Consider the following 26,500-nt stretch of genomic DNA (forward strand, 5'->3'; position numbering starts at 1 on the left):
AATCATGTGCGGCATACTTGGCATCGTCGGCCATAACGACGTCGCGGCCCAGCTTTACGACGGCCTTACCGTGCTCCAGCATCGCGGCCAGGACGCGGCGGGCATCGCCACCGCCGACGGCGCCAAGCTGCGCGTGCACAAGGGCAACGGCCTGGTCAGCGACGTGTTCGACGAGAAGGCGATGCGCCTGCTCGATGGCCGGGTCGGCATCGGCCATTGCCGCTATCCCACCGCCGGCAGCGAGGGCTCCGACGAAGCCCAGCCGTTCTACGTGAATTCGCCGTTCGGCATCGCGCTGGCCCACAACGGCAACCTGATCAACACCGACGCGCTGCGCCGCGACGTGTTCGAACAGGACCGCCGCAACGTCAACACCGAATCCGATTCCGAAGTGCTGCTCAACGTGTTCGCGCACGAGCTGGACATGCAGCGCGGGCTGACCCCGGAAGCCGCGTTCAAGGCCATCGAGGGCGTGCACCGGCGTTGCGTCGGCGGTTACGCCGTGGTCGCGATCGTGCTCGGCCTGGGCCTGGTCGCGTTCCGCGATCCCAACGGCATCCGTCCGCTGGTGCTGGGCAAGCGCCACAGCGGCGGCCAGGACGAGTACGCGATCGCGTCGGAGTCGGTGGCGCTGGACCTGCTGGGCTTCGAGCGCGTGCGCGACGTGCGCCCGGGCGAGGGCATCGTGGTCACGCCGCGCGGCGAGCTGTACACCCAGATGTGCGCCGAGCCGCGCCAGCACGCGCCGTGCATCTTCGAGTTCGTCTACTTCGCGCGTCCGGATTCGATGATGGACGATGTCTCGGTGCACAAGGCGCGCATGCGTATGGGTCAGACCCTGGGCGAGAAGATCCTGCGCCTGCGTCCGGACCACGACATCGACGTGGTGATCCCGATCCCCGACACCTCGCGCGACGCCGCCCTGGAAATCTCCAACGTGCTGGGCGTGAAGTACCGCGAGGGCTTCATCAAGAACCGCTACGTCGGCCGTACCTTCATCATGCCGGGCCAGGGCGAGCGCGCGAAATCGGTGCGCCGCAAGCTCAATCCGATTCCGCTGGAGTTCCGCAACCGGGTGGTGCTGCTGGTCGACGACTCGATCGTGCGCGGTACCACCTCCAAGCAGATCGTGCAGATGGCGCGCGACGCCGGCGCGCGCAAGGTCTATCTGGCCTCGGCCGCGCCCGCGGTGCGCTACCCGAACATCTACGGCATCGATATGCCCTCGGCCGACGAATTGGTCGCGCACGATCGCACCGACGACGAAGTGCAGACCCTGCTCGGCTGCGACTGGTTGATCTACCAGGATCTGGACGCGCTGGAGCAGGCGGTGTCGGGCCCGAAGCACCGCATCGATCATTTCGACTCGTCCTGCTTCAACGGCGAGTACGTGACCGGTATCGAGCCGGGCTACTTCGAGCGTCTGCAGCAGCTGCGCTCCGACGACGCCAAGAAGACCCGCCGGGTCTCGTGAGCCCCCCGCTTTTCGCTCCGGCTTTTCCCCCCTTTGCAAAAGGGGGGCAGGGGGGATTTGCTGTTGCTCGTACCGCCGCCCCGGCCGGCTGACCCGTGCCCAGCCTGTACGACGCCGCGCGCGCCTGCCTGGACGCCGCCACGCCCGAGGACAAGGTCGCCGCGACCTTCGCCGCCGCCGACGCCTACGCGCGCGGCGAGCTGACCACGCCGGACGACGCGCCGGCGCCGGATCCGATCCGCATGCCCGGCCGCCCCGAGCGGCCCTGGCTGGTGCATCCGCGCGACCTGCCCAAGCGCGGTTTCGGTACCCAGGAGGGGCGCGCGGCGTTCGTGCACGCGATCGCGCATATCGAATTCAACGCCATCGACCTGGCCTGGGACGCGGTCTACCGTTTCCGCGGCCTGCCGGCGCGGTTCTACGCCGACTGGGTGAGCGTGGCCAGGGACGAGGCGCGCCACTTCGCGCTGTTGCGCGCGCGCCTGCGCGAGCTGGGCTACGACTACGGCGATTTCGACGCCCACAACGGCCTGTGGGAAATGGCCGAGAAGACCGCCCACGACGGACTGTCGCGCATGGCCCTGGTGCCGCGCGTGCTGGAGGCGCGCGGCCTGGACGTGACGCCGGGCATGATCGTCAAGCTGCGCTCGCTGGGCGATACCGCCACGGTCGCGATCCTGGAAACGATCCTGCGCGAGGAAGTCGCGCACGTCGCCGCCGGCTCGCATTGGTTCCGCTGGTACTGCGAACGCGAGGGCATCGAACCCGGCCCGCGCTTCCGCGAACTGCTGGCCGAGTACGCGCGCGCCGTGCTCTACGGCCCGTTCAATTTCGAAGCGCGCAGCGCGGCCGGCTTCGACGACGAGGAGCTGCGCATGCTCGAGGCCTTCGTCCAGCGTTGAGCATGCCCTGATCCGCGTCGCGGGCCCTCCAGGGGCTCGCTGCTGCAACAGGGGCGCGCGCGGGGCCGCCTGTCAGGACGGAGGCCACCCGGGCACGCCTCAACCCACCCGCACCAGCACCCAGCGTTGCGCGTAGGCGTTGTTGATCGAGAGGCTGTCGTAGTGGTGGTAGAGCTTGACCGGGCTGCCGTTCTCCTGGCGAGCGCCGAACACGTCCAGCACCGAGTGCGGCGCGTGCTTGGGACTGATCCGGAGCAGGCCGACGTCCAGGCGCCGGCTGTCCGGGTCCTCGCCCATGCGCTCGAACTTCCACAGCTGATCGTTGCGGCCGTTCACGGCTTCGATCGCGATCGCGCTGCCGTCGGCGGTGCCGCCGTCAACCACGGTCAGCGCCTTTTCCGGAGCGCTCAGCGCATGCAGGCGATAGTAGCCGCCGCCGACGTTGTGCACGCGCCAGCGCTGCCCGCTTTCGGTCGGCATCGGCGCCATGCCGGGCAGGGTGGGCATGCCGGGCCAAAGCGGGGGCAGGTCGGTCAGGGCTTGGCAGATGCCGACATCGCGCCCGCCGACCAGCACGGTCAGGCGGCTGTTCAGGGCCAGTCGCGGCCGCAGTTCGTAGATGGCATCGTCGCGCAGGCTTTCGCTGGGATTGGCGCTGACGATGGCGGCGATCAAGTCGTGGTACATGCCGCCGGTGAACTGCTCCGGATAGTCCATGGGCACGATGCCATAGCGTCCCGGCGCGGCGGCGCGAAAGAACCGGTAGAGCTTGGGGTTGGTGGTTTCGGCCAGGGTGATCGGCCAGACCGTGCCGGTGCCGCTGGCGAAGTTGATGAACAGCTTGCGTTTGTCTGGGTCGCGCACCGCGTCCGACAAGGCCCGCTCGATGTAGACGTCGAACTTGCTGGCGCGGTTGAAGTGCGAGTAGATCTTGTATTCGTCCTGCACGTCGAAGAGGACGCCGTCGGCGTTGAGGTGTCGGAACGGGCAGTTGTCCGGCCAGTAGGTGGCGTCGATGCCGATCGCGCCGGGTTGGTAGCGGCGCAGCAACACGATCTTGCGCCTGACCTCGCCCAGCTTGGGCACCGTCTTGCCGGTGTGCCAGAACTCGCGGCTGCCGGAATGGGCGATGCTGGCCGCGAACAGGTCGGCGAAGGCCTGGTCGTGATGGCCCGGCTGCTCGTTCTTGACCGACATCACGATGCATTCGAAGTTGTGCGCGGCCAGGAAGCGCTCGCAGACGCCCAGCACATAGTCGAACGTGCGCTCCATGTCGGACGAGCCGTGGCACAGCCGCAGCACCGGCGGCGACACCGCGTTGTCGTAGCGCAAGCGTATGTCGAGAAAGCGGATGCCTTGCCGCAGCTGGGTTTCGATATCCAGGTCCTGGCAGCGGGTCCAGCCCTCTTTCATGCCGATGTCGCTGCGGTACAGCGCGGTTACGCTGTCGTGGGTGCCGGGGATGCTGAGCTCGGACAGGTAGCGGCTGTCGTCGACGTATCGCATCCAATCGGTGACGACGGCGCGCGAGGCATTGGGCATGGCGGACTCCGGGGCTGTCGGATGCTGCGATGGTTCCGCGCGCGATCGGGCGCGGCAATCGCCGAAATCAGGTAGGCCGCAGGCGTATCGCCGCGCCGCGCGTGCGCCCGCTGTCTGTGGGAGCGGCGTAAGCCGCGATGGAACCCACTTGCGACGCGAGCCGGAAGCACGTCGGCATTCGATCGCGGCTTACGCCGCTCCCACAGACAGCGCGTGGACGATTCATGGTGCTGGCGCGCGAATCGGGCTGGGGAGCGTGCGCTGCGCAACGTTGTCGGGCGAACTGCCTTCTGACTGCAATCTCGCGTACACACGATATCGACAGACTTCCGCGGCTTCGCTCTGCATGCCGCCCGGAGTGATACGTGCCAACGCGCGGCGGCCTCCCCGATGGAAATCCCCGACATGACGACGAAGACGACGATCCTCGCCGCCTCGATCCTGCTGTGCCTGTACACCGCCGCCGCACGCGCCGAGACGCCCACCGCGCAGCCCGATGCCGACGCCGCGTCCGCCGCGGCCATGGACGACGCCACCACGCTGGATGCGGTCTCGGTGGTGGGTACCGGCCAGACCCGTCAGGTCCAGTCGCTGGGCCGCGCCGACCTGCAGCGCGAAGCCGCCGGCACCAGCCCGCTCAAGGTCATGGCCAAGCTGCCGGGCGTGCATTTCCAGAGCTCCGATCCCTGGGGCAACTACGAATGGTCGAGCAAGCTCAGCATCCGCGGCTTCTCGCAGCAGCAGTTGGGCTTCACCCTCGACGGGGTGCCGCTGGGCGACATGAGCTACGGCAACCACAACGGCCTGCACATCAGCCGCGCGATCATCAGCGAGAACCTGTCCGGCGCCGAGCTGTCGCAGGGCAGCGGCGCGATCGACACCGCGTCCAGCGGCAACCTCGGCGGCACCCTGCGTTTCTTCAGCAGCGACCCGTCCGCCGACTACGGCGTGCGCCTGGCCCAGACCTTCGGCAGCGACGCCACCCGCCGCAGCTACGCGCGCGTCGACACCGGCGACCACAACGGCTTCAGCGCCTACCTCAGCGGCGCCTTCCACACCACCGACAAGTGGAAAGGCGAGGGCCCGCAGCGCAACGCTCAGTTCAACGCCAAGCTGGTCTATGCGACCGAGGACCTCAAGCTCACCGGCTATGCCGCGACCTCGCGCCGGCGCGAGACCGACTACGCCGACCTGTCGCTGGATTCGGCGCGCCGCCTGGGCATGGATTGGGACAACTACGCAGGCGACTGGCAGCGCGCCATCGACGCCGCCGGCGGCATCTTCCGCGGCGGCGTGAACAGCCTCGACGATGCCTACTACATCGCCCGCGGCCTGCGCGACGACGACCTGCTGTACGTCTCGGCCGACTGGTCGGCCAGCGAAGACCTGAGCTTCGCCGCCACCGCCTATTACCACCGCAACGAAGGCCAGGGCCATTGGGCCACGCCGTACGCGTCCTCGCCGACCGTGCCGATCGCGATGCGCACCACCGAGTACGACATCGAGCGCACCGGCATCACCCCCAGCCTGACCTGGCAGATCGGCAACCATCGTCTGCAGGCCGGCCTGTGGCTGGAGCGCAACGCCCACGGCGTGCAGCGCAACTTCTACAACCTGCGCCGCGACACCGCGCCGGACGGGATCTACTTCCTGCGCGATCCCGACGCGCGCGTGTTCCGTCAGCGCTTCGACACCGACACCCGCCAGTTCTACGTCACCGACCACATGGAGTTCATCGACGGCCGCCTGGCGATCGATGCCGGCTTCAAGGGCACGCGCGTGGAGACCGACGGCAAGAACCTGATCGGCAGCCGCGCCGGCGGCAAGCTGGAGGCCGAGGACAACTTCCTGCCCCAGGTCGGCGCGCGCTGGCAGTTCAGCGAACACGAGGAGATCTTCGGCTCCTACAGCGAGAACATGGCCGCGTTCCGCACCGGCGTGAACGGCCCGCATTCGACCTCGCAGGCTGCGTTCAATGCAGCCGTGGCGACGCTGGAACCGGAAACCTCGCGCACCATCGAGGCCGGCCTGCGCACCAGCCGCGACGGCCTGGAAGCGTCGGTGGCGCTGTACCGCGTCGACTTCGAGAACCGCCTGCTCGCGATCGCGCGCTGCGCCGGCATCGTCGGCTGCGCGTCCAGCTTCGCCAACGTCGGCGACGTCGAGACCCGCGGCGCCGAACTGACCGTGCTGTGGACGCCGATCGAGGGCCTGAGCTGGTACAACTCGCTGGCCTTCAACAAGTCCGAATACGCCTCGGACTACTTGGACGGCACCACCTTGATTCCGGCCAAGGGCAAGGACGTGGTCGACGCGCCCAAGCGCCTGTACGCGACCGAGCTGCGCTGGAGCCGCGACGGTTTCTCGGCCCAGATCGGCGCCAAGTACACCGACAAGCGTTACCTGACCTATCTCAACGATTCCAAGGTCGGTTCGTTCTGGGTCGCCGACGCCGCCGTGTCCTACGAGTGGACCGAACTGAGCTGGGCGGATGCGTTCAAGCTGCAGTTCAACGTCACCAACCTGTTCGACGAAGACTACTTCGGCAGCATCGGCACCAACGGCTTCGTGACCTCCGACCCGAACGGTCTGAACTACACGCTGCAATCGGGCGCGCCGCGGCAGATGTTCCTGACCGTGGAAGTGAAGTTCTGATGAGGTGGCATCTCTCCTAGGGGGAGATGCTTGCTTCGACTTGCCGCAGCGACGAAATCGTAGGGTGCGGTGAGCCCTAGGCGAACCGCACCTTCGCGCCGAAGCGGGCGCCCGCGATGGTGCGGTTGCCACCGCACCCTAGGTCGCTCCGAGATGACGCTGCGAAGTTCAGCTCAGCGCCTGCAGTTGCAGACCATCGCGGTTCACCCGCAGCACCGAGCCCTGGTCGTACCAGTCGCCCAGCACCACGCGCTGGCGCGCGCTGCCCGCCACGTCCAGCTCGTGCACCGCGGGGCGGTGGGTGTGGCCGTGGATCATGCGGACCAGGCCGTAGCGCGCGAACACGCTGTCGACGGTGGCCGGAGAGACGTCGGTGATGGTTTCCATGGTGCCGGCGTCGCGCAGGCCGGACTGGTGGGCCTTGCTGGCCGCGCGCGCTTGCTGCGCGAACGCCAATCGCGCGGCCAACGGCTGGGCCAGGAACTGCGCCTGCCAGGCCGGGTCGCGGGTCTGGGCGCGGAACTGCTGATAGGCGACATCGTCGGTGCACAGCAGGTCGCCGTGCTGGATCAGGGTCGGCTGGCCGTACAGCACCACCACCGCCGGGTCGGGCAGGATGCGCATGCCGGCGCGGCGCGCATAGTCATCGCCGAGCAGGAAATCGCGATTGCCGCGGATGAACGACACCGGCACGCCGCTGTCGGCCAGCGCGCGCAGCTCGGCGGCCACGTAGGCGCCGGTCTCGGAGGGGTCGTCGTCGCCGACCCAGGCTTCGAACAGGTCGCCCAGGATGTACAGGGCGTCGGCGCCGCGGGCCTCCGAGCGCAGGAATTGGCCGAACAGGGCGGTGGTCTGCGGGCGTTCCGCGTCCAGGTGCAGGTCGGAAATGAAAAGGGTCGTCATCGGCCTAGTTTAGGGCACCGGCGCCGAGCGGCAGGCCGGGCGCGGCGCGCGGGGGCGGCCCAGGCCCGGATTCGCGCCGGTTCGCGCCTCGAAGCGCTGCGCTGGCGGCGCGGCCGGCAGCGCCACGGCCACTCCGTTAAAATGCCCGATTCCCCGATCCATCCGAGCCCCGCATGACCTGCCGCACCCGCTTCGCTCCCAGTCCCACCGGCTACCTGCACATCGGCGGCGCGCGCACCGCGCTGTACTGCTGGCTGGAAGCGCGCCGCGCGGGCGGCCAGTTCATCCTGCGCATCGAGGACACCGACCAGGAGCGCAGCACCCAGGCCGCGATCGACGCGATCCTGGAGGCGATGGACTGGCTGGGCCTGGGCTACGACGAGGGCCCGATCTATCAGACCCAGCGCCTGGCGCGCTATCGCGAGGTCGCCGAGCAGATGGTCGCGGCCGGCACCGCCTATTACGCCTACGAGACCCGCGAAGAGCTCGCGGCCGCGCGCGACGCCGCGATGGCGGCCAAGGAGAAGCCGCGCTACAACGGCGCCTACCGCGACCGCAACGCGCCCTACCGCGACGATCCGAACCGGGTGATCCGCTTCAAGAATCCGCTCGAGGGCACCGTCGCGTTCGACGACAAGGTCAAGGGCACCATCGAGATCGCCAACAGCGAGCTCGACGATCTGGTGATCTTCCGCGCCGACGGCTACCCGACCTACAACTTCGCGGTCGTGGTCGACGACCTGGACATGGGCATCACCGATGTCGTGCGCGGCGACGACCACGTCAACAACACCCCGCGCCAGATCAACATCTACCGCGCGCTAGGCGCGCCGGTGCCGCATTTCTCGCACCTGCCGATGATCCTGGACGAGGACGGCAACAAGCTGTCCAAGCGCACCGGCGCGGCCGACGTGATGCAGTACCGCGACGAGGGCTATCTGCCGCACGCGCTGCTGAACTACCTGGTGCGCCTGGGCTGGTCGCACGGCGATCAGGAAATCTTCTCGATCGAGGAGATGACCCGCCTGTTCAAGCTAGAGGACGTGAACTCCAAGGCCTCGCGCCTGGATTCGGCCAAGCTGGGCTGGCTGAACCAGCAATACCTCAAGAACGACGATCCGGTCGAGGTCGGCAAGCACCTGGAGTGGCACCTGCTGAACAACGGTTACGACCTCGCCGCCGGCCCGGCGCCGGCCGACGTGGTGATCGCGCTGCGCGACCGCGTGCAGACCCTCAAGGACATGGCCGAGCGCGCCGGAGTCTGGTATCGCCCGCTGCAGCAGTACGACGAGGCCGCGGTCGCCAAGCATCTCAACGCCGCCGCCCAGGCCCCGTTGGCCGAGGCGCGCACGCGCCTGGCCGGGCTGGAGGCCTGGACCGCCGAGGCCGTGGCCGCGGCCCTGCATGCCGCCGCCGAGGCCCTGGGCATCGGCATGGGCAAGGTCGCCCAGCCGCTGCGCGTGGCCATCACCGGCACCCAGGTCAGCCCGGACATCTCGCACACGGTCTATCTGGCCGGTCAGGCCCAGGCCTTGCAGCGCATCGACGCCGCCCTCATTAAGATCCCAGCCTAGGACGCGTCAGCGCCGCGCCACCGGAGCCCGCCATGAGCAGCCACACCGCCTGCACCGACCCCAAGCACCACGTCCACGACGGCGACGCCTTCGTGCACGAGGTGGAGCGGGCCTGCGAGCAGCGCGGGCTGCGGCTCACGCCGATCCGCGCCCACGCCCTGCGCCTGATCGCCGACGCCGGCAAGCCGATGAAGGCCTACGATCTGCTCGATCGCATGAAGGCCACCCACGACGCGGCCGCGCCGCCGACGGTGTATCGCGCGCTGGACTTCCTGCTCGAGCACGGCTTCATCCACAAGCTGGCCTCGATCAACGCCTTCGTGGGCTGCCATCACCCGGGCGGCGCCCAGCACGCGGTGCCGTTCCTGATCTGCGACAGCTGCCAGTCGGCGACCGAGCTGGAAGACGAGCGCATCGTCGATCTGCTGGAAGCGCGCGCCCGCGCGCTGGGTTTCGCGCCGCAGGCGCAGACCCTGGAAGTGCACGGCATGTGCGCGGACTGCGTGGCCAAGCAGGCGGCTTGAGCGCGTAATTCGCCTCCTGTCCTGTGGGAGCGGCGTAAGCCGCGATGGCCTTACCCGGTACGGTGGCGCTAATCGCGGCTTACGCCGCTCCCACAGAAAGCGCACGTCCCCCAGGGGCAAGTAGAACCGCGACGACTCAGGCCGTCGCCAGCGCGCGCTGCACGCGCGCCTCGCGGATCGGCAGGTTCGCGGCGGCGGCCAGCAGGGCCAGCACGATGTCGGCGTACCACATCCAGGTGTAGTCGCCGAACTTCGCCATCGCCAAACCGCCGAACCAGGCGCCGAAGAAACCGCCGATCTGGTGCGACAGCAGGGTCAGGCCGAACAAGGTGCCCAGGTAGCGCGGCCCGAACAGTTTGCCGACCAGGCCCGCGGTCGGCGGCACCGTGGCCAGCCAGGTCAGGCCCAGGCCCGCGGCGAAGATGAAGAAGGTGGTCGGCGTGGGCGGCGACACCAGATAGAGGCCGATCATCGCCGCGCGGCTCGCGTACATCGCCGCCAGCAGGTACTTCATGCGATAGCGCTGGCCCAGCGCGCCCGCGGCCAGGCTGCCGGCGACGTTGAACAGGCCGATCAAGGCCAGGGCCACCGCCGACACGCTGTCGGGCAGGCCGCACAGCGCGATCTCGCCGGGCAGGTGGGTGACCAGGAAGGCGATGTGGAAGCCGCAGGTGAAGAAGCCGATGTGCAGGCACCAGTAACTGCGGTCGCGTAGCGCGATGCGCACCTGCTCGCGCAGGCCGATGCCGGGTGCGGCCGTCGCGGCCGCCGCGCTGGCGGGCGCTGCGCGCCGGCGCAGCGGCCAGGCCAGGGGCAGCGTCGCCAGGGCCGCCACCGCCAATGCCCACATGCCCGCGGCCCAGCCCGCGGCGCTGATCACCGCCTGCGCAAACGGCGCGAACAGGAACTGCCCGAACGAGCCACCGGCGTTGATCACGCCCGCGGCCATGGAACGGTTCTGCGCCGGCACCCGCGCCGCGGTCGCGCCGATCAGGATCGAAAAACTGCCCGCGCCCGCGCCGGCCGCGGCCAACACGCCCAGGGTCAGCAGCAGGCCCCATTCGGACGCGAACATCGGCGTCAGCGCCATGCCCGCGACCAGCAGCACGCTGCCGAACACCAGCACCCGGCCGGGGCCGCGTTGATCGGCGATGGCGCCGAACACCGGCTGCACCGCGCCCCACACGAATTGGCCGATCGCCAGCGCGAAGCTGATCTGGGCGATGCCCAGGCCGGTGCTGGCGCCGAGCGGCTTCACGAACAGGCCCAGCGACTGGCGCACGCCCATGGTGATCATCAGCATCGCGGTGGCGGCCAGCACCAGCGGCCAATAGCGGATCGTAGGCGCGGCGGCGGACGGAACGGCGGCATCGGCGCTCATGCGCGGGGTCCTTGCAGTTGGGCGATCGCAAGATCGAGGTGCGCATGCAGCGCGAGCAGGGCTTCGCGACCGAGTTCGCGTTCGATGGCGTCCTGCGCGGCCTGCCACAGCGGGATCGCGCGCGCGATCGCGCGCTTGCCGGCGGCGGTGACCTGGACCCGGCGCTGGCGCGCATCCTCACCGGCCGCGCTGGCGAGCCAGCCGGCGGCGAGCAGCGGCTTGAGATCGCGGCTGAGCGTGCTGCGGTCCATGCCGAGCTCGCGCGCGAACTCGCCGATGCTGCGCGGCTCGCCACCGACGCGGCGCAAGATCGAATACTGATTGAGGTTGAGCGCGGCCGGCGCCAGCGCCTGGTCGTAGCGCTGGCTCATCAGCCGGGTCAGCTTGCGCACGCGGAAGCAGGTGCAGGGCGACATCGCGCTGTCGCGCGCGCGCGGATCATCGCCGGCGGCGGGCTTGCTGCGGACTTTCGAAGCGGGGGAGGCCGGCATTGAGTGCATATGCATGTGATTAACGTGCATATACCCATATTTCGGGCGTCGACGCAAGCGTCTGCCGCTGGATGGACGCCAAACGCGGTGCGCGGGCCCGGGAGGTCAGCGAGTGGGGCGCCCGCGCGCATCGGCATGGCTTGGCCGATCCGCAACGCGCGTTGCGTTCACCTTCGCACAGGGAGTTATGCGGCCATGAGGCCGCTGCACCGGCGACGCGCACAGCGCGCTTACAGTCGACACGACAAGGAGCAGTTCATGCCCGGCGATATCTTCATCCACGGCAATCCGTACATCGATATCCTCTACAAGTTCCCCTGTCCGCAACGCATCCTGATGGTCGCCGACAGCTCGCTCGACTTCGGCACTGCCGGTTTCGGGCTGTCCGAGTTCGTGCAGGTGGTGCGCAACGCCGGCCACACCGTGACCACCGCGCATCGCTCCGGCTCCGGTCCCGGCCTCAGCATCGCCGGCAGCTACGACTTCGCGACCGCCGCCACCGCGGTGACCGTCGCCAACTACGACCAGATCTGGCTGTTCGCCTTCAGCACCTCGGCCTTGCAGCCCGCCGAGCAGCAGCGTATCGCCCAGTTCATGCGCGACGGCGGCGGCATGTTCGCCACCGGCGACCACGACACTATCGGCGCGGGCATGGGCGCCAACCTGCCGCGGATCCGCTCGATGCGCGATTGGGCCAGCATTCCGATGGCGACCGTGGACCGCCACGACACCGTGCTGGAACCGGGCGCCGACGGCATCAAGCAGTTCAACGATCAGGCCGACGCGATTCCGCAGCGCATGTTCCCGGTGTTCTTCTCCAACGGCGGCGATCCCTTCGTGGCCTCGACCTGGGCGGTGCATCCGGTGCTGCGCCACAGTTCCGGCGCGGTGGACTATCTGCCCGACCATCCGCACGAAAGCCGCTGCCTGGCGCCGACGCCGGTCGCCGGCAACTTCGCGGGCATCGAGGAATGGCCCGCGCCCAGCGCCGGTGGCGCGCGGATCGCGCCGGTGGTGGTGGCGGTCTCGATGTCGGCCGGACGCTTCATCGTCAGCGGCGCGCCGACCTCCAGCGGCACCAAGCCGCCGGTCTATCCGCGCAGCTTCGGCGCGATCTCGGCCTACGACGGCGATCCGGCCGGCGCCGGCCGCATCGTGTGCGACGCGACCTGGCACCACTTCGTGAACATCAACCTCAACGGTTCCGGCGCGGGCAACGACCCGAGCACCGGGCTGCCACGGACCGGGCTGTACGCCGGCGGCATGCCGACGCCGGAATACCAGAAGATCCGTAGCTACTACCTCAACACCGTGCGTTGGTTGGCGCCGATCGGCCGCCGTTACTGCTGGCCGTTCCTGACCGCCGCGGCGATCCGCTACGACTACGAGATCGCCGAGCTGCGCCTGCCGCTGCCGCATCCCTGTCCCTGGGATCCGCTGTTGAAGCTGGGCCGGGTGGTGGAGGAAGTGTTGCTGGCGCGTGCGGGCCCGGGCGCGTTGGCGGACCTGGTGGACGGCATGTTGGCCACCGCCGGTCGCGGTTCTGGCCTGGCCGAGTTGCTCGACAGTGCGCGCGTGCGCGGCGAGGCCAAGGAGGGCGGCGCGCCCTCGCTGCTGCCCTTGCAGGACCTGCGTCGGGCGGTGGCGGGCACTCTGGTCAATCTGTTGGCCGCGAAGCTGCCCGAGGACGAGCAGAAGCTGGCATCGCTCATGCGCGATCACGACGGCCTGGCGATCGACGCCATCGCCGAGAGTCTGCAGGCGGTGGAGGGCGTTATCGTCGAGTACCTGGGCAAGGCATTGGAAGCCAGCGCGGCGCAGCTGCAGTCGCTGCGCGCTCAGTCGGTGAAGGCCGGCAAGCCGGTGCAGCGGCCCACGCGCCCCGGCGCCAAGCCCGGCAAGGCGCTCAAGCAGACCAAACCGGCGAAGCCCGCGGCCAAGGCTGGGAAGACCTCGCGCTAAGGACGTACATGTCCGCCAGCGTCGCCGTCCGCGGAGCGGGACGGCGACGCTGCGGGCACGCTGCCTAAACGTCCGAGTTCATGCGCGGGCCGCGATGCCGCGCGTCGATCCGTGCGGCGAAGGCCATCGCGAACTCGCGATCAGAAGAACATGCGCACGCCGAAGGCCACGCCGCGGCCCGGCAACACCACCGTGTCCTTGAGGAAGGAGGTGTGCACGCGCGCTTCCTGATCGGTCAGGTTGGTGCCGTCCAGGAACAGCTCCCAGCCCAGTTGATCGGTGTCCCAGTGGTAGGCGAGGTGGGCGTCGACCAGGGTATAGCCGTCGGTCGGGGTTTCGCCCACGGCCACGTCGTCCTGCTTCATGTAGCGCGTGGCGCCCAGCGAGGCGCGCCACGAGGACGCGTTCCAGCGCAGCTCGCCGCCGAAACGCGCCGGCGCGATGCGCGGCAGGTTGCCGCCTTCGTCCAGGGTCGCGCGCACGCGATCGCCGAACACGCGCACGTCGAACTTGCCGGCGTCGCCGTCGAACACGTGCGCGATCGCCTCGGCTTCGAAGCCGCGGAAGCGCGCATCGGCCTGGCTCCACTGGCGCACCGGCAGGTCGTCCTCGATCAGGCCGGTGTCGCTGAGGTAGATGAAGCCGTCGAAGTTGGTTTGGTAGGCCGAGAGCTTGGCCTCGAAACGCGCGCCGTGGTAATGCAGGCCGAGTTCGAACTGGTTGGCGCGCTCCTTGCGCAGATCGGCGTCGCCGATCTCGAACGAAGCGGTGGCCACGTGCGGGCCGTCGGCGAACAGCTCCTCTTCGGCCGGCGCGCGTTCGGCGCGGTCCAGGTTGAGGCTCAGGCGCCAGGCCTCGTTGAACTTCCAGATCGCGCCGGCCGACAGGCTGAGCGGGGTGAACGAGCGATCGAAACCGGTGGCCGGATTGCTCTCGATGCGGTCGACGCGCGCGCCCAATTCGACTTGCAGCGCATCCCATTCGTTCTGCTCGGTCACGAAGGCGCCGTAACCCTTGGTGCGGGTGCGCGGTACGAAGGCCTCTTCGCCGATCGCCTCGAAGGTGCGGTCGTAGCCCTGCAGGCCGAACGCGCCGATCCAGCCGCCGAACGGCTTGTGGGTCAGCTCCAGTCGGCCTTCGGTGGCTTCGTTGGTGAAGCGGGTGCCGACTTCCTCGCCCTCGAATTCGACGTGCTCGTAATCGGTGTGGGCGACGCTGGCGCGCAGGCCGCTGAAGATGCCGAACTCCTGGTTGATGCCGGCCTTGCTCTCGAAGCGGCTCTGCTTCATTTCCAGGTGTACGCCGGCTTCGCCCGCGGCGATATCGCCGGGCTCGCCCGGGTTGCCGTAGCTGTCCTCGTAGCGCGAGGCCGAGAAGCCGAGGAAGCCCAGGTCGCCGACCAGCGACGCGCCCAGCGCGCCGGTCTTGGTGTCGACGAAGCTGTTGCGCTGCCGGCCCAGCGGGGTCTGGTAATCCTTGTTGTTGCGGTACACGCCGTCGGCGTGCAGCACCAGCGCGCCGTCGGCGCCCATGGCGTCGACGCGGGCCATACCGGTGAAACCGTCGTTGACCGTATCGTGGCGCACCTCGGCGCGACCGGACACGGTTTCGTCCAGCGGTTTTTCGGCGATGCGGCCATCGACCACGTTGACCACGCCGCCGATCGCGCCGCTGCCGTAGAGCAGGGTGGCCGGGCCTTTCAGGACTTCGATCTGATCGGCCAGGAAGGGCTCGACGCTGACGTTGTGGTCCTGGCTGACGGTCGACACGTCCTGGGTGGCCATGCCGCCGGACAGCACGCCCACGCGCGGGCCTTCGAGGCCGCGGATGATCGGGCGGCCGACGCCGGCGCCGAAGTTGGAACTCTGTACGCCGGGCAGCTTGCCGATGGTTTCGCCCAGGGTCGCGCCGCGGGCTTCGTCCAGCTTCTCGCCGGACAGCACCTCGACCGGCTGGGCCAGATCCTCGGCGCTGGCGCGCAGCGGCGAGGCGGTCACCACCACCGAGTCCAGGTCGGTGGGCTGATCGTGGCGTTTGTCGCTGGCGGTGTCGCTGCCGGAGGCCTGGTCGGGCGCTTGCTGGGCGAGGGCGGGGCCGGCGAGCGGCAGGGCGAGGGTGAGGGCGATCGCAAGCAGGCTGCGGCGCGGGCGACGGGCTAGCATGGGGGGCATGATCCGGGCAGGTGACGGGAGGATGTGGAATGTTATATAGTAACGAAATGCGATTTGCACCCTCCCAGAAGTCACCCCGCCCTTGCTCGCGTTGCTGATGCCTCCCCTACGTCCCCGCAGTTTCCTCGACCGCCTTGGCGCCTTCGGCTCCTTGTTGTGCGCGGTCCATTGCGCCTTGCTGCCGCTGCTGATCGCGGTCCTGCCCACCCTGGGCGTGGCCGGCTGGTTCGACGACAGCTTCGAGCTGGCCTTCGTGGTATTCGCGACCCTGCTGGGTCTGTTCAGCGTGGTCTGGGGCTATCGCCGCCACCACGCCGTGCGCGCCCTGTCGTTGCTGGCGCCGGGCCTGCTGGTGCTGTGGCTGGGCGTGCTGTACGCGCCGCTGCACCATTCGGTGGTGCCGCACGCGATCGTGATGACCCTGGGCGGTACCCTGGTCGGGCTGGCCCATCTGGCTAATCTGCGGCTCAATCACGGCCACGTGCACGACGCCAGCTGCGCCCACTGAGGGCCGGCCGGGACCGCGAAAGCCGCTTGTGCTAGGCTTCGCAGCCTCGCGCGCGACGCGTGGGCCGGATCCTTACGTCGACCGCGCCCGTCCGGCGCGCGACCGCATACCGCACTAACGAATAATTCAGGAGCACGACCATGGGTAAAGGCGACCGCAAGACCGCCAAGGGCAAGCGCTACAACTCCAGCTACGGCAACGCCCGCAAGGCCGTGACCAAGGCCGCCGGCACGGCCGCCGCGCCGGCCGCGAAGAAGACCGCGAAGGCCCCGGCTGCGAAGGCGCCGGTAGCCAAGAAGGTCGTGGCCAAGAAGGCCGCTGCCAAGGAGTAAGCGTCGGTTCCGACGCTGCGCTGAAAACCCCGCTTCGGCGGGGTTTTTTGTTTTGTGGTGTGGGATGGGGTGATGGGGATGCCGGGCCTTCGTGGCTCTGCTCGCTTGTGACTACGCAGGAGGGCTTTCGCGCTTGTTCGTCATTAGCAAGCTCTTGCTCTTAGCTCCCTCCTTTGGAAAAGGGTGAAGCCGTGCGGCTTACGAACCGCAGGTTCGTGCACGGGTGAACGCCAGCGCGCTGTGCCTGCTGGCCGGGCGGGTTGGGGAGGATTTGCTGTTGCTTCGCTTTCGTCTTTTCTGACCGAAGGTCAACGGCTTCCGCCTGCTGCGCATGCGGGTCACTTTCTCTCGCTACTGGCTCCCTCCTTTGGAAAAGGGTGAAGCCGTGCGGCTTACGAACCGCAGGTTCGTGCACGGGTGAACGCCTGCAGGCTGTGCCTGCTGGCCGGGCGGGTTGGGGAGGATTTGCTGTTGCTTTGCTGTCGCCTCTTCTGACCGAAGGTCAACGGCTTCCGCCTGCTGCGCATGCGGGTCACTTTCTCTTGCTAGCCCAAGAGAAAGTAACCAAAGAGAAGGGCTCGAAGGTCAACGGCTTCCGCCTGCTGCGCATGCGGGTCACTTTCTCTTGCTAGCCCAAGAGAAAGTAACCAAAGAGAAGGGCTAGCGTGACCAACCCTACCCTGCGAGTTCGGGGCTTTCGCCGGGATTTTTCGAATGGACATCCCTGTCCATTCGAAAAACGGCGCGCGTCCTGCGCGCCGCCCTACGGGTCTACGAGTGGTCGTGTGAGTGCATTGCTTTTGGACTTCAATGCCGCGGCAACTGCAACTGCAACTGCAACTGCAACTGCAACTGCAACTGCAACTGCAACTGCAACTGCAACTGCAACTGCAACGGCAACGGCAACTGCAACGGCAACTGCAACTGCAACTGCAGTCGCAACCCTAGCCGCAGCCGCAGCCGCAACGGCGCGGCGCTATGGGTTCGTTATCGGCGGCGATGCAGCGTCGCTTCCGGCGTTACGTCGACTGTCGCGAATGTGCCCCCTCTCCCGCGCGGCGGGAGAGGGTTGGGGTGAGGGCCGCTAGCTACGGGATCGGAGCGCAGCGCGCTGACTGGCCTTACTTGCCCGCGGCCGCGACCTTCTCGACTTCGCGCCACACCCGCAGCAGGTTCTCGCCCAGGATCTTGCGGATGTCCTCGTCCTTGTGTCCGCGCGCCTGCAGACCGGCGATCAAGTTCGGGTAGTCGCCGACGCTGCGCAGGCCTTCTGGCAACGCGCCGCTGACGCCGTCGAAGTCGGAGCCGATGCCGACGTGGTCGGCACCCAGCAGCTTCACCGCATAGTCGATCTGGTCCAGCACCGCGTCGATCTTGACCTGCTGCGCCGGGTGCGTGCGCTCCCATTCCTTATCGAATTCCTCGGCGCTGGGCGGCGTTTCGCCGCGCGCGACCGCGTCGGTGCGGGCGCGGTCGAACTCGGGCCGCGCGCGGAAATAGGCGGTGGTGTCGGCGGCGGTCTTGGGGTCGACGAAGGCGTTGCCGAAGGTGATCTGGACCACGCCGCCTTGCTTGGCGATCGCCAGCGCGAGTTCGTCGCTGAGGTTGCGCTCGAAGTCGGGGGTGAAATGGCGCAGGCCGGAATGGCTGGCGATCACCGGCGCGCGGCTGGCGGCCAGCGCGGCGCGGGTGGCGTCGTCGGACAGGTGCGAGACGTCGACCATGATGCCCAGGCGGTTCATTTCTGCGATCACCTGCAGGCCGAACGGGCTCACGCCCTTCCACGGCCGCTCCAGGCTGTAGGAGCCGTCGGCGATGCGGTTGCTGTGGCTATGGGCCAGGGTGATGTAGCGCACGCCACGCGTGTGGAACTGCTTCAGGCGCGCCAGGTCGTCGCCGATCGGCGCGCCGTTCTCCATGCCCAGCGCCAGCAGTACCCGGCCGCCGTCGATCAGGCGCGTGTAATCCTGCGGCGAACGCAGGATCGCGAACTTGTCCGGATGCCGGCCGACCATGGCCTCGACCGCGTCGATCTGGGTGCTGGCGACCTGCCAGGCGCTGCCGTCCTTGTCCTGCTCGGGCGAGGTGTAGATCGACATGAAGGCCACGTCCAGGCCGCCCTGACGCGCGCGCGGATAGTCGAACTCGACCTTGGGCGAATCCAGGCCGAGATCGTTCCAATGCTTGAGCAGTTCGGTCGGCGCGTCGATATGGGTGTCGACGATGGTCGCGGCGCGCGCGAGTTTCTGCGCCGGGCTCAGGGCCTCGTCGGCGCGGGCGTGGCCGGCGAACAGGGCGAGGGTACAGGCGGCGACGAGCAGAGAGCGCATGCGGAAACCTCGGGGTTTGGGAAAGGAGACGCTTTACTCGGTCGTACTGCCGGCGATACGGCGCCCGTTGGCGTAGACCTCGCCCGCGAGCGCGCCGCCCAGCCAATAGCACAACTCGGAGGGGTGACCGATGCGCCAGCGCACGAAGTCGGCGCGCGCGCCCACGCGCAACGCGCCGCGGTCGTCGCAGCCCAGCGCGCGCGCGGCATGCACGGTGGCGCCACGCAGCGCCTCCAACGGGGTCAGGCGGAAATGCGTGCAGGCCAGCTGCATGGCCTGGCGCAGCGACTGCAGCGGCGAGGTGCCGGGGTTGCAGTCGGTGGCCACGGCCATGGCCACGCCGTGTTCGCGGAACGCGTCCAGCGGCGGCAGTCGGGTCTCGCGTAGCACATGGAACGCGCCCGGCAGCAGCACCGCGACCGTGCCGTGCTCGGCCATCGCGCGCACGCTGGCTTGCGAGGTGTACTCGACATGGTCGGCTGACAGGCCGGAGAACTCGGCCGCCAGCGCGGCGCCGCCGAGGTCGCTGAGCTGATCGGCGTGCAGCTTGACCGGCAGGCCCAGCGCGCGCGCGGTCTCGAACACGCGCCGGGTCTGGGCTGGGCTGAAGCCGATGCCTTCGCAGAAGGCGTCGACCGCGTCGACCAGGCCTTCCTCGTGCAGCGGGCGCATCCAGCCGCACGCCGCGGCCACGTAGTCGTCGGCGCGGCCGGCGAACTCGGGCGGCAGCGCGTGCGCGCCCAAATAGGTGGTGCGCACGCTCACGCCCAGCACCTCACCGATGCGGTGCGCGACGCGCAGCATCTTGCGTTCGTGTTCGTAGTCCAGGCCGTAGCCGGACTTGATCTCCAGGGTGGTCGCGCCGTCGGCGATCAGCGCCTGCGCGCGCGGCAGCGATTGCCGCAGCAGCTCGTCCTCGTCGGCGGCGCGGGTGGCGCGCACGGTGGACACGATGCCGCCGCCGTTGCGCGCGATCTCCTCGTAGCTGGCGCCCTGCAGGCGCAGTTCGAACTCGCGCGCACGGTCGCCGGCGAACACCAGGTGGGTGTGGCAGTCGACCAGGCCGGGGGTGATCCAGCCGTCGGCGACGATCACCTGCGCGGCCAGCGTGGCCGGGTCGCCGGGTAGGCCGGCGCGTGGGCCGGCGTAGCGCAGGATGCCGTCGCGCCAGCCCAGGGCGGCGTCGGCGATCTCGCCGTAGCCTTCATCCGCATCCAAGGTGGCCAGCGAGGCGCCGACGATCAGTCCATCCAGGGGCAGGTCCTGCGGCGGCAGGGCGTCGCCGGCGGAGGCGGCGTGGGGGCTGGGGCGGTTCATGGCTCGATTCTAACGGAGCGGGTGTCTGGCGGAGCGCGTGCGATCGGGCGCCTGCGGCGCGTCGCGACGCTGCGCGCAGCGCGTACGTAGGGCGGGTCTGTAGAATCCGGCGCATGGAAAATCTCGACGCGACCACGCTGTGGACCCCCGCCGGTTGGCGCCACGACACCGGGCTGCGCCTGGACGACGACGGCCGCATCCTCGCCGTGGACGGCGTCGCGCCGGTCGCCGACGCGGCGCGCCTGGTGCCCGGCATCGCCAACCTGCATTCGCACGCGTTCCAGCGCGCGATGGCCGGCATGGCCGAGCGCCAGACCGATCCGCGCGACAGCTTCTGGACCTGGCGCGAGACCATGTACCGCTTCGCCGCCGGCTTCTCGCCCGATACCTTGTATGCGGTGGCTTCGCAGCTCTATGTCGAGATGCTGGAGGCCGGCTACACCACGGTCTGCGAGTTCCATTACCTGCATCACGCGCCCGACGGCCGCCGTTACGACGATCCGGCCGCGATGTCGCGCGCCTTGATCGCGGCCGCGCGCGACACCGGCATCCGCCTGACCCTGTTGCCGGTGCTGTACATGACCGGCGGTTTCGACGAGCGCCCGCTGAGCGAACGCCAGCGCCGCTTCGGCCACCAGGTCGAGGACTATCTGGACCTGCTGCAGCGCCTGCGTGGCGATGTCGGTCACGGCCTGCGCGTGGGCTGTTCGCTGCACAGCCTGCGTGCGGTGCCGCCGCAGGCGATGGCCGAGACGCTGGCCGCGCTGCCGGCCGACAGCCGTGTGCACATCCACATCGCCGAACAGGTCGCCGAGGTCGAGGACTGCCTGGCCATCCGCAAGGCGCGGCCGGTGCGCTGGCTGTTCGATCACGCCCCGGTCGACGAGCGCTGGACCCTGGTCCACGCCACCCACCTGGACGAGGACGAGACGCAGGCGATCGCGCGCAGCGGCGCGACGGTGGCGATCTGCACCACCACCGAGGGCAATCTCGGCGACGGCCTGTTCCCCTTGCGCGACTATCTGGATGCGGGCGGGCGCTGGGGCGTGGGTTCGGACTCGCATATCTCGGTGTCGCCGATCGAGGAGCTGCGTTGGCTGGAATACGGCCAGCGCCTGATCACGCGCCGGCGCAATATCGCCGTGGACGCGGCGGTGCCCAGTGTCGGCGAGACCCTGATGCGCGGGGTCGCCGCGAGCGCAGCGGATTCGACCGGGCACGCGATCGGCAGCCTTGCGGTCGGCGAGTACGCCGATGCGCTGGTGCTGGATGCGCAGGCGCCGATCTTCGCCGGCGCGCAGGACGAGGATGCGCTGGACCGCTGGTTGTTCGCCGGCAACCGCCCGGCGGTGCGCGAGACCTGGGTCGGCGGCCGTCGCGTCGTCGCCGATGGGCGCCATCGCGATCGCGACGCGGTCGCGGCCGCGTACCAGCGCGCGATGCGGGTGTTGTTGGAAACCGCCTGATCGCGACCGCGACCCGCTTGCTGTGGGAGCGGCGTGAGCCGCGATCGTGCAACCGCAACGCGCGACGAAACCGACGATCCGCAACGCACTGCAAGCGAGAACGCCCCGTAAGGAGGCGTTCGTCACGTGGCGCGACATTCGTCGACAGTGCGGTCTCGCTATCGCGGCTTACGCCGCTCCCACAGGGGGCGGGAGCCGGAGACGCGCGGTGACTAGCCGAACAAATCGTTCGCCGGGGCGAGCGCGCCTTCCAGTTCCAGCAGGAAACGCTTGGTCGGCAGGCCGCCACCGAAGCCGGTGAGGCTGCCGTCGGCGCCGATCACGCGGTGGCAGGGCAGCACGATGGGCAGCGGGTTGCGGCCGTTGGCGGCGCCGACCGCGCGCATCGCGCTGGCCTGGCCCAGGTGCCGCGCCATCTGGCCGTAGCTCCAGGTCTGGCCCCAGGGAATTAGCGCCAGGGTACGCCAGCATTGCAGCTGGAACGCGGTGCCGTGCGGCGCCAACGGCAAGTCGAACGCGCGCCGCGTGCCGGCGAAGTATTCGTCGAGCTGCTTCTGCGTTTCGCTGAGCACAGCGTTGTCGCCTTGCTGCCAACGCGCGTCGATCGCGGCCGGATGCCAGGGCGCTTCGAACTCGATCAGGCGCAGGCCGTCGTCGCCGCTGGCGAGCAGCAGCGGGCCCACCGGGCTGTCGATGTGGCGATACGTGATGGGGCCGTCCTTGAGGCGGATCTGGCTCATGCGCGCGGCCTCGCGGTTGCGGCGAGGGCGCGGCGCGACGGGCGCTCGCGGCGTTGCGGGATCATTCGGCATCGCTCCTCGCTTCGACGGCGGCCTGCGCGCGGCTGCGCGTGCGCGGCGCTATCGGCTTGGCGACCGGCTTGGGCGCGCCCATGGAATCGCGCCACAGATGGATCACCGCATAGGCGCGCCACGGTCGCCAAGCCTCGGCGCGCGCGATCAGCGCCTTCGCGCTCATGCGGCTGCCGTCCTCGGGCACGGCTTTCTGCAGCACCAGGTCGTCGGCAGGGAAGGCGTCGGGGTGGCCTAGCGCGCGCATCGCGATGTAGTTGGCGGTCCAGGGACCGATGCCGGGCAGCGCGACCCAGCGCGCGGCGAAATCGTCCAGGGTGCGCTCGGCGCCGAAACCCACGCCGCTGTCGACGCGGCCGTCGAGCAGGGCGCGCGCGACCGTGCGCACGGTGTCGGCGCGCGCGCGGGTCAGGCCGATCTGGCTGAGGTCGGCGTCGACTAGCGCGTCCGGGGTCGGGAACAGATGCTCCAGGCCCGGCGCGAACGGATGCGGCAGGGCCTGGCCGAAACGCTGGGCCAGGCGCGCGGCGAGGGTGCGCGCGGCGGCCACGCTGACCTGCTGGCCGAGGATCGCGCGCACCGCGATTTCGAAACCGTCCCAGCCGCTGGGCAGGCGCAGCCCAGGGCGCTTCTTCAACAATGGGCGCAGGCGCGGGTCCACCGACAGCGCGTCGGCGATCGCGTTCGGATCGGCGTCCAGATCGAACATGCGACGCAGGCGGTTGATGATCTCCAACAACCGCGAGGGCGCCGGCCCGTGCAGTTCCAGTTTCAGCGCGTGTTCGCCGCCGGGCCAGGCGCTCACCCGCAGCCAGCCCGGCCGTTCGATCGGGCCGATCACGCGCGCGTAGCTGTACTCGTCGACGCTTTCCACGCCGGGCAGGGCGCGACCGCGCAGGAAATCCAGCATGGTCGCGAAGTCGTAGGGCGGGCGGTAACCCAGGCGCAGGGTCAGCACGTCGTCGCCGGCGCCGGCGTTCTCGTTCGGGCGCCGGCGCAGATCGCGCGGGGCCATGCGGTAGGCCTCGAGAAACGTGGCATTGAAGCGGCGCAGGCTGCCGAAGCCGGCGGCCATTGCGACTTCGGTGATCGGCAGCGCGGTCTCGGTCAACAACTGCTTGGCGAACAGCAGACGGCGCGTGCCGTGCACGCCGATCGGCGCCGCGCCCAGACGCTCCACGAACAAGCGCCGCAGTTGCCGCTCGCCCAGGCCGACGCGTTCGGCCAGCGCCGACAGCGGATGTTCGGCGAGCAGGCCCTGGTCGATCAGTTTGAGCGCGCGCGCGACCGCGGCGTCGCCGCGGCGCCAGGCGCCGTCGCTGGGCGACAGCTCGGGACGGCAGCGCAGGCAGGGGCGGAAACCGGCGGCTTCGGCGGCCGCGGCGTTGCCGTAATAGAGGACGTTCTCGCGCTTGGCCGCAGGCGCCGGGCACACCGGCCGGCAATAGATGCGGGTGCTGGTGACGGCGGTGAAGAACAGGCCGTCGAAGCGCGGGTCGCGGCTCAGACGCGCCTGTTCGCAGACGCGCCAGTGCGGCAGGCTGTCCTGGGCGACGGGGGCGGGGAAGGTCGGCATGGAACCCAGGCTAGCACCGTCGCGGGGCTAGGACTCGCCGGATTCGGACATGGACGTGGAGGCCGCGTCACGGCGGTTTCGGCGACCGCGATGCATACTCCGCGGCACCGTCCGAGCAGGGAGCTCCGCCATGAATTCTCGTCATCTGTTTGTCGGCTGCGCGCTCGCGCTGAGCCTGGCGGCCTGCGCCAGTGGTAACGGCGCCGGCTCCGCGCCGGCGTCCTCCGCCGAGCGCGTGCTCAGCGCCGCCGAGAGCGCCGCGCCGGTGGTGTTGAGCGTGGGCGAAACCGTCGTGGTCCAGGTCGAGGCGAATCCCAGCACCGGCTACGGCTGGATCGTCGATCAGGCCGCCGCGGCGGGCACGCTGGAACGGGTCGGCGAGCCCGCGATGGCCTTGTCGAATCCCGGCGCGGTCGGCGGTGGCGGCACCCAGACCTGGCGCTTCCGCGCCGTCGCCAAGGGCCAGGGCGAGCTGCGCATGGATTACCGCCGGGCCTGGGAAAAGGACGTGCCGCCCGTGCGCAACGTGGCCTGGACGATCGAGGTCCGTTAAGGCCGCTGCTGGTCGTCGCGCAGGGCCGGCAGCAGCGGCGCGATGTCGCCGTCGTTGCGCGCCGGACGAATGCCGACCAGGCGCGCCAGCAGCGGATAGACGTCGACGTTGTCGAACGCGGGCAGGGTCGCGCCACGCCGGAACGCGGGGCCGCGGGCGAGGAAGATCGCGCGCATCGACGGCAGCGCCGGGTCGTAGCCATGCGAGCCGCGGTTCGCGTTCGGACGTTTCGCCAGCGCCGAGCGCTGGATCGCGTCCCAGCCTTCGTGCATCTGGCATACGATCGCCGGCACGCGCGGATGGCGGCCGTAGTGCCAGCGCGCGGGCAGGTCCTGCTTGCGCCAGCAGTCGTATTGTTCGTGGCGGCCGACCAGCTTCGCCGCCACCGTCGCTTCCTGGCCGGGCTTGGGCACGATGCCGATCGACTGTCCGATCGACACCACGGTCGCCTCCTGCATCGACACCATGTCCTCGACCGCGATCGCGTGGCCCAGCGCGACCGTGGCCATGCCATGGTCCGAGACCACGATCAGGTTCACCCGTTCGAGCTGGTCGCGCGCAGCCAGGCCGTCGAGCAGGCGGCCGATCGCGGCATCGATCGTGCGGATGGCGTCGCGCGCCTCGTCCGAATCCGGACCGTGCTCGTGTCCGGCTTTGTCCAGGGCATCGAAGTACAGCGTGATCACGCGTGGCCGCGTCGCCGCCGGTTCGCCCAGCCAGCCCAGCACTTCGTCCACGCGCGCATCGGCCGAGACGGTTTCGTCGAACGGCCGCCAGCGCGTCGGCCTACGGCCCTGCACCGGCGCCTCGCTGCCGGGCCAGAACAAGGTCGCGCTGCGTAGGCCCGCTTTCTCGGCGCCGACCCAGATCGGCTCGCCGCCCCACCAGCGGGTGTCGCCCACGGCCTTGCGGTCGGCGACCCGGAAATCGCCCAGGCCGTCTTCCCACATGCTGTTGTGGACGATGCCGTGGTGGTCCGGGCGCAGGCCGGTGACGATGGTGTAGTGATTCGGGAAGGTCAGCGAGGGATAGGAGGGATTCATCCACGCCGCGCGCACGCCGTCGCGCGCGATGCGTTCGAGATTGGGCGAAATGCCGCGCTCGAAATAGTCGTTGCGGAAGCCGTCGATCGAGATCAACAGCACCGGTGCGGGTTCGGCCGCGGCCGGTTGCGGCGCGCGGGTGGCGCAGGCGGCGAGGAAAAGGGCGAGCAGGGCGGTCGCGGCCGCCGGCAGATAGGAGCGCATGGCCGGATCATAACGGGCGCAGATTGCGTCCAGACGTCGGCATGACTTCCGTCGCTGGCGGCGCCGGGCGCCTGTGCCGATAGTGGCCTGGCCCTTTGCCCGGAGAGTCGCCATGCGCCGTACCGCCGTTCGCTGCGCCGTCGCGGCGCTATTCCTGGCCGTGGGGGCGCCGGTTTGGGCGCAGACCGGGCCCGCGCCGGTGGTAATGGAGAACCCGCCGCCGCCGCCGAGCACGCTGCCCGAGCTCAGTGCCAAGGAATGCGAGGTTTGGGCGCGCGAGCTCAGCTTCGCCAAGTCGGTCGCCGACCACGATGCGGCCGCATTCGCGGAGCACCTGCAGTCCGGGGCCGCGTTCGGCGCCAGCCGCAGCGCACCGACACGCGGCCGCAAGGCCATCGCCGAGCGTTGGGCCGGCATCATCGAAGGCAAGGCGGTGCGGCTGGAGTGGTACCCCACGCGCGTGACCATCGGCGGGGCCGCGGACGTGGCCTGGTCCAGTGGGCCGTCCTTGTTCGAGGACCGCGCACCCGACGCCAAGCAGCGCTTTTCGATCGGCAGCTTCCACTCGGTCTGGCACCGCGATCGCGACGGCGTCTGGCGGGTCCTGTTCGACGACGGCATCGAAGGCCGGCCGGTGACCTCGGCCGAAGCGATGGCGTTCCGCGACGCCCGGCGTACGACCTGTCCGCGAGGCTGACGAACGCCTAAACGCGGGCGGGGATAGCACGCACCCAGCGTGCCCGGAGGCGTATGGTGGCTTTACGACGGCTACGGCCGTCG

Annotated in this window: 22 protein-coding genes; 12 read left to right on the forward strand and 10 right to left on the reverse strand. The window is 69.5% G+C overall.

The genetic code is table 11. The features are described from left to right. Window positions 1-4: 4 nt before the first annotated feature. The gene (gene purF / locus ASD69_RS00445; RefSeq protein ID WP_056172513.1) at window positions 5-1,474 is read left to right on the forward strand and encodes an amidophosphoribosyltransferase; all 1,470 of its coding nucleotides are present in this window, start codon (window positions 5-7) and stop codon (window positions 1,472-1,474) included. Between the two features lie 95 nt (window positions 1,475-1,569). After that, a complete protein-coding gene (locus ASD69_RS00450; RefSeq protein ID WP_056172516.1) occupies window positions 1,570-2,376 on the forward strand; it encodes a ferritin-like domain-containing protein in 807 nt (268 codons plus the stop codon). A 99-nt stretch (window positions 2,377-2,475) separates the two neighbouring features. Here ASD69_RS00450 and ASD69_RS00455 read toward each other — a convergent pair whose 3' ends face one another. Beyond that, window positions 2,476-3,918, reverse strand: coding sequence for a phosphatidylinositol-specific phospholipase C domain-containing protein (locus tag ASD69_RS00455; protein ID WP_056172519.1), 1,443 nt, complete (start codon window positions 3,916-3,918; stop codon window positions 2,476-2,478). 405 nt (window positions 3,919-4,323) lie between these two features. Here ASD69_RS00455 and ASD69_RS00460 point away from each other — a divergent pair, with 405 nt between their 5' ends. Then, window positions 4,324-6,573: a TonB-dependent receptor gene (locus tag ASD69_RS00460; RefSeq protein ID WP_157498860.1), complete on the forward strand. Its 2,250-nt coding sequence runs from the start codon at window positions 4,324-4,326 to the stop codon at window positions 6,571-6,573. A 168-nt stretch (window positions 6,574-6,741) separates the two neighbouring features. Here the strand turns inward: ASD69_RS00460 and lpxH are convergent, their stop codons facing one another. Continuing rightward, window positions 6,742-7,476, reverse strand: coding sequence for a UDP-2,3-diacylglucosamine diphosphatase (gene lpxH / locus ASD69_RS00465; protein ID WP_056172526.1), 735 nt, complete (start codon window positions 7,474-7,476; stop codon window positions 6,742-6,744). 173 nt (window positions 7,477-7,649) lie between these two features. On the opposite strand from lpxH, the gene gltX reads away from it, so the two are divergent. Then, window positions 7,650-9,050 (forward strand): glutamate--tRNA ligase, encoded by a 1,401-nt coding sequence (gene gltX / locus ASD69_RS00470; RefSeq protein ID WP_056172529.1) that lies wholly within the window; start codon window positions 7,650-7,652, stop codon window positions 9,048-9,050. Window positions 9,051-9,082: 32 nt separating this feature from the next. Beyond that, window positions 9,083-9,574 carry a transcriptional repressor gene (locus tag ASD69_RS00475; RefSeq protein ID WP_056172532.1) on the forward strand — a complete coding sequence of 164 codons (492 nt, stop codon included), beginning with the start codon at window positions 9,083-9,085 and terminating at the stop codon, window positions 9,572-9,574. A gap of 136 nt (window positions 9,575-9,710) precedes the next feature. On the opposite strand, the gene ASD69_RS00480 is transcribed toward ASD69_RS00475, so the two are convergent. Together ASD69_RS00480 and ASD69_RS00485 are read right to left on the reverse strand one after the other, a co-directional pair. Beyond that, window positions 9,711-10,955: an MFS transporter gene (locus ASD69_RS00480; RefSeq protein ID WP_056172535.1), complete on the reverse strand. Its 1,245-nt coding sequence runs from the start codon at window positions 10,953-10,955 to the stop codon at window positions 9,711-9,713. Continuing rightward, complete coding sequence (locus tag ASD69_RS00485) at window positions 10,952-11,446, reverse strand: MarR family winged helix-turn-helix transcriptional regulator (RefSeq protein ID WP_082576188.1); 495 nt, start codon at window positions 11,444-11,446, stop codon at window positions 10,952-10,954. The genes ASD69_RS00480 and ASD69_RS00485 overlap by 4 nt, the downstream gene beginning before the upstream one ends. A 258-nt stretch (window positions 11,447-11,704) precedes the next feature. Between ASD69_RS00485 and ASD69_RS00490 the strand changes: the two genes are divergently transcribed. Beyond that, on the forward strand, window positions 11,705-13,408 hold the full coding sequence (locus ASD69_RS00490) for a hypothetical protein (protein WP_157498862.1): 1,704 nt from the start codon (window positions 11,705-11,707) through the stop codon (window positions 13,406-13,408). Between the two features lie 140 nt (window positions 13,409-13,548). Here ASD69_RS00490 and ASD69_RS00495 read toward each other — a convergent pair whose 3' ends face one another. Continuing rightward, window positions 13,549-15,579 (reverse strand): TonB-dependent receptor, encoded by a 2,031-nt coding sequence (locus ASD69_RS00495; protein WP_056172540.1) that lies wholly within the window; start codon window positions 15,577-15,579, stop codon window positions 13,549-13,551. Between the two features lie 97 nt (window positions 15,580-15,676). Between ASD69_RS00495 and ASD69_RS00500 the strand changes: the two genes are divergently transcribed. The 3 genes from ASD69_RS00500 to ASD69_RS22315 all read left to right on the forward strand — a co-directional run bounded on the left by ASD69_RS00500 (window position 15,677) and on the right by ASD69_RS22315 (window position 17,367). Next, complete coding sequence (locus ASD69_RS00500) at window positions 15,677-16,087, forward strand: MerC domain-containing protein (RefSeq protein WP_056176324.1); 411 nt, start codon at window positions 15,677-15,679, stop codon at window positions 16,085-16,087. Between the two features lie 140 nt (window positions 16,088-16,227). Beyond that, a complete protein-coding gene (locus tag ASD69_RS00505; RefSeq protein WP_056172544.1) occupies window positions 16,228-16,419 on the forward strand; it encodes a 30S ribosomal protein THX in 192 nt (63 codons plus the stop codon). Window positions 16,420-17,229: 810 nt separating this feature from the next. Then, complete coding sequence (locus ASD69_RS22315; RefSeq protein WP_200943916.1) at window positions 17,230-17,367, forward strand: hypothetical protein; 138 nt, start codon at window positions 17,230-17,232, stop codon at window positions 17,365-17,367. A 173-nt stretch (window positions 17,368-17,540) separates the two neighbouring features. Here ASD69_RS22315 and ASD69_RS00510 read toward each other — a convergent pair whose 3' ends face one another. After that, complete coding sequence (locus ASD69_RS00510) at window positions 17,541-18,749, reverse strand: dipeptidase (RefSeq protein ID WP_056172545.1); 1,209 nt, start codon at window positions 18,747-18,749, stop codon at window positions 17,541-17,543. A gap of 33 nt (window positions 18,750-18,782) precedes the next feature. Next, entirely contained in the window at window positions 18,783-20,066 is a 1,284-nt protein-coding gene (gene hutI / locus ASD69_RS00515) for an imidazolonepropionase (RefSeq protein WP_082576189.1), read from the reverse strand. A gap of 113 nt (window positions 20,067-20,179) precedes the next feature. Here hutI and ASD69_RS00520 point away from each other — a divergent pair, with 113 nt between their 5' ends. Then, window positions 20,180-21,532 carry a formimidoylglutamate deiminase gene (locus ASD69_RS00520; protein WP_056172548.1) on the forward strand — a complete coding sequence of 451 codons (1,353 nt, stop codon included), beginning with the start codon at window positions 20,180-20,182 and terminating at the stop codon, window positions 21,530-21,532. Between the two features lie 212 nt (window positions 21,533-21,744). Here ASD69_RS00520 and ASD69_RS00525 read toward each other — a convergent pair whose 3' ends face one another. After that, complete coding sequence (locus ASD69_RS00525; protein ID WP_056172551.1) at window positions 21,745-22,272, reverse strand: methylated-DNA--[protein]-cysteine S-methyltransferase; 528 nt, start codon at window positions 22,270-22,272, stop codon at window positions 21,745-21,747. Window positions 22,273-22,333: 61 nt separating this feature from the next. Further along, window positions 22,334-23,920 (reverse strand): DNA-3-methyladenine glycosylase 2, encoded by a 1,587-nt coding sequence (locus tag ASD69_RS00530; RefSeq protein ID WP_056172553.1) that lies wholly within the window; start codon window positions 23,918-23,920, stop codon window positions 22,334-22,336. A 130-nt stretch (window positions 23,921-24,050) separates the two neighbouring features. Here ASD69_RS00530 and ASD69_RS00535 point away from each other — a divergent pair, with 130 nt between their 5' ends. Then, entirely contained in the window at window positions 24,051-24,473 is a 423-nt protein-coding gene (locus ASD69_RS00535; RefSeq protein WP_056172556.1) for a protease inhibitor I42 family protein, read from the forward strand. Here ASD69_RS00535 and ASD69_RS00540 read toward each other — a convergent pair. Then, window positions 24,470-25,720 (reverse strand): ectonucleotide pyrophosphatase/phosphodiesterase, encoded by a 1,251-nt coding sequence (locus ASD69_RS00540; protein WP_056172559.1) that lies wholly within the window; start codon window positions 25,718-25,720, stop codon window positions 24,470-24,472. The two genes, ASD69_RS00535 and ASD69_RS00540, sit on opposite strands and share 4 nt — an antisense overlap. A 112-nt stretch (window positions 25,721-25,832) precedes the next feature. On the opposite strand from ASD69_RS00540, the gene ASD69_RS00545 reads away from it, so the two are divergent. After that, window positions 25,833-26,417: a DUF4440 domain-containing protein gene (locus ASD69_RS00545; protein WP_235567123.1), complete on the forward strand. Its 585-nt coding sequence runs from the start codon at window positions 25,833-25,835 to the stop codon at window positions 26,415-26,417. Window positions 26,418-26,500: the final 83 nt, after the last annotated feature.

It is taken from the genome of Lysobacter sp. Root604, assembly GCF_001427505.1.
Classification (GTDB): Bacteria; Pseudomonadota; Gammaproteobacteria; order Xanthomonadales; family Xanthomonadaceae; genus Lysobacter.

Bases quoted from the DNA above. Each gene is read 5' to 3' on its own strand.
- purF (WP_056172513.1), top strand. From the start codon at position 5: ATGTGCGGCATACTTGGCATCGTCGGCCATAACGACGTCGCGGCCCAG.
- ASD69_RS00455 (WP_056172519.1), bottom strand. From the start codon at position 3,918: ATGCCCAATGCCTCGCGCGCCGTCGTCACCGATTGGATGCGATACGTC.
- ASD69_RS00460 (WP_157498860.1), top strand. From the start codon at position 4,324: ATGACGACGAAGACGACGATCCTCGCCGCCTCGATCCTGCTGTGCCTG.
- lpxH (WP_056172526.1), bottom strand. From the start codon at position 7,476: ATGACGACCCTTTTCATTTCCGACCTGCACCTGGACGCGGAACGCCCG.
- gltX (WP_056172529.1), top strand. From the start codon at position 7,650: ATGACCTGCCGCACCCGCTTCGCTCCCAGTCCCACCGGCTACCTGCAC.
- ASD69_RS00475 (WP_056172532.1), top strand. From the start codon at position 9,083: ATGAGCAGCCACACCGCCTGCACCGACCCCAAGCACCACGTCCACGAC.
- ASD69_RS00480 (WP_056172535.1), bottom strand. From the start codon at position 10,955: ATGAGCGCCGATGCCGCCGTTCCGTCCGCCGCCGCGCCTACGATCCGC.
- ASD69_RS00485 (WP_082576188.1), bottom strand. From the start codon at position 11,446: ATGCCGGCCTCCCCCGCTTCGAAAGTCCGCAGCAAGCCCGCCGCCGGC.
- ASD69_RS00490 (WP_157498862.1), top strand. From the start codon at position 11,705: ATGCCCGGCGATATCTTCATCCACGGCAATCCGTACATCGATATCCTC.
- ASD69_RS00495 (WP_056172540.1), bottom strand. From the start codon at position 15,579: ATGCCCCCCATGCTAGCCCGTCGCCCGCGCCGCAGCCTGCTTGCGATC.
- ASD69_RS00500 (WP_056176324.1), top strand. From the start codon at position 15,677: ATGCCTCCCCTACGTCCCCGCAGTTTCCTCGACCGCCTTGGCGCCTTC.
- ASD69_RS00505 (WP_056172544.1), top strand. From the start codon at position 16,228: ATGGGTAAAGGCGACCGCAAGACCGCCAAGGGCAAGCGCTACAACTCC.
- ASD69_RS22315 (WP_200943916.1), top strand. From the start codon at position 17,230: ATGCCGCGGCAACTGCAACTGCAACTGCAACTGCAACTGCAACTGCAA.
- ASD69_RS00510 (WP_056172545.1), bottom strand. From the start codon at position 18,749: ATGCGCTCTCTGCTCGTCGCCGCCTGTACCCTCGCCCTGTTCGCCGGC.
- hutI (WP_082576189.1), bottom strand. From the start codon at position 20,066: ATGAACCGCCCCAGCCCCCACGCCGCCTCCGCCGGCGACGCCCTGCCG.
- ASD69_RS00520 (WP_056172548.1), top strand. From the start codon at position 20,180: ATGGAAAATCTCGACGCGACCACGCTGTGGACCCCCGCCGGTTGGCGC.
- ASD69_RS00525 (WP_056172551.1), bottom strand. From the start codon at position 22,272: ATGAGCCAGATCCGCCTCAAGGACGGCCCCATCACGTATCGCCACATC.
- ASD69_RS00530 (WP_056172553.1), bottom strand. From the start codon at position 23,920: ATGCCGACCTTCCCCGCCCCCGTCGCCCAGGACAGCCTGCCGCACTGG.
- ASD69_RS00535 (WP_056172556.1), top strand. From the start codon at position 24,051: ATGAATTCTCGTCATCTGTTTGTCGGCTGCGCGCTCGCGCTGAGCCTG.
- ASD69_RS00540 (WP_056172559.1), bottom strand. From the start codon at position 25,720: ATGCGCTCCTATCTGCCGGCGGCCGCGACCGCCCTGCTCGCCCTTTTC.
- ASD69_RS00545 (WP_235567123.1), top strand. From the start codon at position 25,833: ATGCGCCGTACCGCCGTTCGCTGCGCCGTCGCGGCGCTATTCCTGGCC.